The 4,853-nt window shown below is 63.7% G+C and carries 3 protein-coding genes and 1 pseudogene; 1 reads left to right on the top strand and 3 read right to left on the bottom strand.

Annotated elements, in window-relative coordinates; all coding sequences use genetic code 11:
- Both ACFCU0_RS15520 and rpmE read right to left on the bottom strand, forming a co-directional pair.
- A pseudogene (locus tag ACFCU0_RS15520) lies at nt 1–383 on the bottom strand (thymidine phosphorylase); the annotation flags it as partial.
- 187 nt (nt 384–570) lie between these two features.
- Nucleotides 571–828, bottom strand: a complete 258-nt coding sequence (gene rpmE, locus ACFCU0_RS15525) for a 50S ribosomal protein L31 (RefSeq protein WP_434974594.1) — start codon at nt 826–828, stop codon at nt 571–573.
- A gap of 335 nt (nt 829–1,163) precedes the next feature.
- Between rpmE and pgm the strand changes: the two genes are divergently transcribed.
- Nucleotides 1,164–2,822, top strand: a complete 1,659-nt coding sequence (gene pgm, locus ACFCU0_RS15530; RefSeq protein WP_434974595.1) for a phosphoglucomutase (alpha-D-glucose-1,6-bisphosphate-dependent) — start codon at nt 1,164–1,166, stop codon at nt 2,820–2,822.
- A gap of 72 nt (nt 2,823–2,894) precedes the next feature.
- Here the strand turns inward: pgm and uvrB are convergent.
- Nucleotides 2,895–4,853: excinuclease ABC subunit UvrB (gene uvrB / locus ACFCU0_RS15535; RefSeq protein WP_434974596.1), on the bottom strand; the 1,959-nt coding region annotated here is incomplete at its 5' end.

Raw genomic sequence — 4,853 nt, forward strand, 5'->3', positions numbered from 1 at the left:
TCCAGCTTGTCGAGCGTCCCGCCGGTGTGGCCGAGTCCGCGGCCGGAGATCATGGGCACGGGGACGCCGCACGCGGCGACGATGGGGGCGAGGATGAGCGATACCTTGTCGCCCACGCCTCCTGTGGAGTGCTTGTCGACCTTCGTCCCGGGCAGGTCCGACAGGTCGAGGACGCGCCCGCTATGCAGCATCGCCTCGGTGAGAGCGGCGGCTTCCGCGTCGTTGAGGCCGTTAAGGTATGTGGCCATCAGGAACGCGCTCATCTGGTAGTCCGGTACGTCCCCGGCAGTGTAAGCGTGCACGAACCCGCGGATGTCATCGGGGTCGAGGGCCTGGCCGTCGCGCTTATGGGCAATGAGGTGAACCGGGTTGACGTCGGGCATGCGGCATCGGGAAAATGAGTGGAGATCGTGCGAGACCGGGGCAGCGTTGACCGCAACGAAACGAGGACCATCCGCAGTGCGAATGGCCCTCGAATCTCGGTGCTGGCGCCGGACGACGAACGGCCGGAGGTGGTGCGCGCATCGCACCTGTGGTCCGGTGCGCCGGCGATTCGCGGGAGCGCGGGGTTTACTCGTCGCCTTCGTTTCCTTCCTCGCCCTCGTCGTCTTCGCCGGTGTCCTTGTTGAGGCCGTAGCGACGATTGAACTTCTCGACGCGACCGGCGGTGTCGACGAACTGACGGCGGCCCGTGTAGAACGGATGGTTCGTCGAGTCAACCTCGGACTCGTAGGAGTCGCGATCCATCGTGGAGCGGGTGACGAACTCGGATCCGTCCGCCAGTTTGATGGTGATTTCCTTGTACTCGGGGTGGATATCCTTCTTCATGACTCGAGGCCGTGCAGATTAGAGGGTGCGCGCAGATGGCTTGGATCGTAGCCATTTCATCACGGCCTTTCGCCCCGAAAGTTTCCCCTGTGGACCCTGCCCTCCTTCGAAGATGCGGCGAAGGAGGGGTGGGGGGATCCGTTAATGCCGTCGGCACCGTTCCTCGAAAGCCCGCCGCATCGGCGAAAAGGAAAGGGGCGGTGTGGCCGTTCACGGTTGGATTGCATTTTTTCCGGTGGAGAATCCGGCTCCGGTGTCTTACCATGCGGGGGAGGGTCTCACCATGCGGGGGAGGGTCTCATCGTGCCTGCTTTCGCTGATCAACCGTTGCTGCCATGTCCGTTCACGAACTTGCCGGCCAGCCCGCGCCGGCGTCCGCTCTCGCCGATATACCGGGTCTTGTCGCAGCCTATCAGACGGAGCAGCCGGATCCGTCCATCGACGCACAGCGGGTCTCGTTCGGGACGTCCGGTCACCGCGGCTCATCGCTCAATCGCACGTTCAATGAAGCGCACATCCTGGCCACCACGCAGGCGATCTGTGAGTACCGGGCACAGGAGGGGATTGACGGGCCGCTCTTCCTGGGGATGGACACGCATGCACTCTCGCTTCCCGCTCACGCAACGGCGCTGGAGGTGCTGGGAGCCCATGGGGTGACGGTCATGGTGGCTGCCGATGAGGGGGTCACGCCCACTCCCGCCGTCTCGCACGCGATTCTAACGTACAACGCCGAACGGACGACGGGCCTCGCCGACGGCATCGTCATCACGCCGTCGCACAACCCGCCAACGGACGGCGGCTTCAAGTACAACCCGACGACGGGCGGACCGGCGGGCACCGACGCGACATCCTGGATTCAGAAACGGGCCAATGAAATCCTGGAAGACGATCTCGCGGATGTGAAGCGGATCGGGCAGGACGAGGCGCGGCGGGCGAGTACGACAAAGGAGTACGACTTCCTCGGCAACTACGTGCGCGACCTGGACTCCGTGATCGACATGGAGGCCATCCGACATTCCGACCTGAAGCTGGCGGTCGACCCACTCGGCGGCGCCGGGGTGAAGTACTGGACGGCGATCGCGGAGCACTACGACTTGCCGATGACGGTGTTGCGGACGGAGATCGACCCCACCTTCTCGTTCATGACCCTCGACTGGGACGGAGCCATCCGCATGGATCCGTCCTCGCCCTATGCGATGCAGTCGCTGATCGACCTGAAGGACGACTACGACGTCGCCTTCGCGTGCGATACCGATCACGATCGGCATGGGATTGTGACCGCAAGCGGGGGACTGATGCAGCCGAACCACTTTCTCTGCGTCATGCTTGACCACCTGCTCACGCATCGCCCGGACTGGCCGTCCGATGCCGGACTCGGGAAGACGGTCGTGAGCACCGGATTGCTGTCCCGGATTGCGGAGCATCACGGCAAGAGCGTGCACGAAGTCCCCGTCGGGTTCAAGTGGTTCGTCGACGTGCTGCTGGACGGCCGCTGCGGGTTCGTCGGGGAGGAAAGTGCCGGCGCGACCTTCCTGCGGACGGACGGCACGACGTGGACGACCGACAAGGATGGTATTATCGCCGGGCTGCTGGCGGCCGAGATCATGGCCACGCGCGGTAAGGACCCGAGCGAGATCTACGCCGACCTGACGGATCAATTCGGGGACCCGGTGTTCAAGCGCGTAGACGCTCCGGCGACACCGGCCCAGAAAAAGGTACTGAAGAACCTGACGCCCGATCAGGTCGAGTCTGATACCCTCGCCGGGGAAGAGATCACCGCGATCCGAACCCAGGCGCCGGGCAACGATGCCCCGATCGGTGGGCTGAAGGTCGAGACGGAGAACGGCTGGTTCGTCGCGCGGCCGTCGGGGACGGAGGCGATCTACAAGATCTACGCGGAGAGCTTTAACGGCGACGATCACCTGGAGAGCTTGCTCGAAGAAGCGCAGATGCTCGTCGGGACCGCCTTCGATCAGGCGCCGGCGGTAGACTAAGGGGAATGGGAGAATGAGTGAGAGGGCGAGCGAGAGATATCCGCTCCCTTTCCCCCTCTCGCCCGTTCTCACCTATTCCCCGGAGGCTTTGTTGCTGGCGGCTTCGCCGGAGCCGTCGTCGCTGGCGAGTTGCTCCTCGAGGTCTTCGATGCTGTCGCGGAGTTCAGCGGCGCGCTCGAAGTCGAGATCTTCGGCGGCTTCCTGCATCTCCTCCTTCATCTGCTCGATCAGGTCGCGCTTCTGGTCGTTGTCCAGGTATTTCACGACCGGGTCGGCGACCTTCGATGATAGCTGCTCGGGACCGCCGTAGTGCTGGCGCTTCTGGCCCGGGTGGTCGTCGCCCTTCTCGTCGGCGATCGCCGTTCCGCGGCGGATCTGATCGTGTGATTTCTTGATCGGCTCGGGCGTGATGTCGTTTTCCTCGTTGTATTCGAGCTGGATCTCGCGCCGCCGCTCCGTCTCGTCGATCATGCGGCGCATCGAGTCGGTGATCTCGTCCGCGTAGAGGATAACCTGCCCGTCCACGTTGCGCGCGGCCCGCCCCGCCGTCTGGATGAGCGACCGCTCCGACCGTAGGAAGCCCTCCTTGTCGGCGTCCAGAATGGCAACGAGCGACACCTCCGGCAGATCCAGGCCCTCCCGAAGGAGGTTCACGCCGACCAGCACGTCGTACTCGCCGAGCCGGAGGCCGCGGATGATGTCGACCCGTTCGAGGGCGTCGATGTCCGAGTGCATCCAGCGGACGCGCACCCCGTAGCTGTCGAGGTAATCGGCCAGGTCCTCCGTCATCCGTTTCGTCAGCGTGGTGACCAGCACCCGCTCGCCTTTCTCCGATCGCTTGCGGATCTCCTCCATGAGGTCGTCGACCTGGTTGCCGGTGGGGCGTATGTCGATTTCCGGATCGGGGATGCCCGTGGGCCGGACGACCTGCTCCACGAAGACGCCGCCGCTCTGTTCAAGCTCGTAGTCCGCCGGCGTTGCGCTCATGAAGATCGTCTGGGGGGTTTTCTCCTCAAACTCCTCGAAGGTAAGGGGGCGGTTGTCCAGGGCCGAGGGGAGGCGAAAGCCGTGCTCCACCAGCTTGAGCTTGCGGGCCCGGTCGCCGTTGTACATGGCGCGGACCTGCGGAATCGTGACGTGGCTCTCGTCGACGACGAGAAGGAAGTCGTCGGGGAAGTAGTCGAGCAGGCAGTACGGTCGCTCGCCGGGCTCGCGGCCGGTCAAGTGGCGCGAGTAATTCTCAATTCCCGAGCAGTACCCGACCTCCTGCATCATCTCGATGTCGAACTGCGTGCGCTGCTCCAGCCGCTGGGCCTCCACGAGCTTTCCTTCCTCGCGAAGCACGGCCAGCCGCCATTTCAGCTCCTCCTTGATATCGTCGATGGCCCGCTTTAGGCGGTCCTGTGGCGTTACGAAAATCTGCGCCGGGTAAATCGTGAGGTGTTGATCCAGCTCCTCGATCTCCTTTCCGGTGGTGGCGTCGAACAGGCTGATCCGGTCGATCTCATCGCCCCAGAACTCGATCCGGAAGGCTCGCTCCTCGAAGTAGGCGGGGAAGAGGTCGACCACGTCGCCACGGACCCGGAACGTGCCCGGTTCGAATTCGATGTCGTTGCGCTGGTAAAACAGGTCGATGAAACGCCGTAGCAGGTCGTCGCGGTCGATCACCATGCCGGGCTCGACCTGGATGATCTCCTTCTTGAACTCCTCCGGCGAACCGAGGCCGTAGATGCAGGACACGCTGGCCACGACGAGCACATCGTCCCGTCCGCTGATGAGTTCGGATGTGGCACGCAACCGCAGCCGCTCGATGCGGTCGTTAATGGCCACGTCCTTCTCGATGTAGGTGTCGCTCGGGACGATGTACGACTCCGGCTGGTAGTAGTCGTAGTAGGAGATGAAGTACTCGACGGCGTTGTTGGGGAAGAACTGCTTCAGCTCGCCGTAGAGCTGCGCCGCGAGCGTCTTGTTGTGGCTCATCACCAGCGTGGGCCGGTTGATCTCCTCAATCACGTTGGCAACGGTGTAGGT

This window comes from Longibacter sp. (assembly GCF_051155795.1).
Taxonomy (GTDB): domain Bacteria; phylum Bacteroidota; class Rhodothermia; order Rhodothermales; family Salinibacteraceae; genus Longibacter.

What these genes read in the sequence shown, in the direction of transcription:
- rpmE (WP_434974594.1), bottom strand. Translation starts at nt 828, where the DNA reads ATGAAGAAGGATATCCACCCCGAGTACAAGGAAATCACCATCAAACTG.
- pgm (WP_434974595.1), top strand. Translation starts at nt 1,164, where the DNA reads ATGTCCGTTCACGAACTTGCCGGCCAGCCCGCGCCGGCGTCCGCTCTC.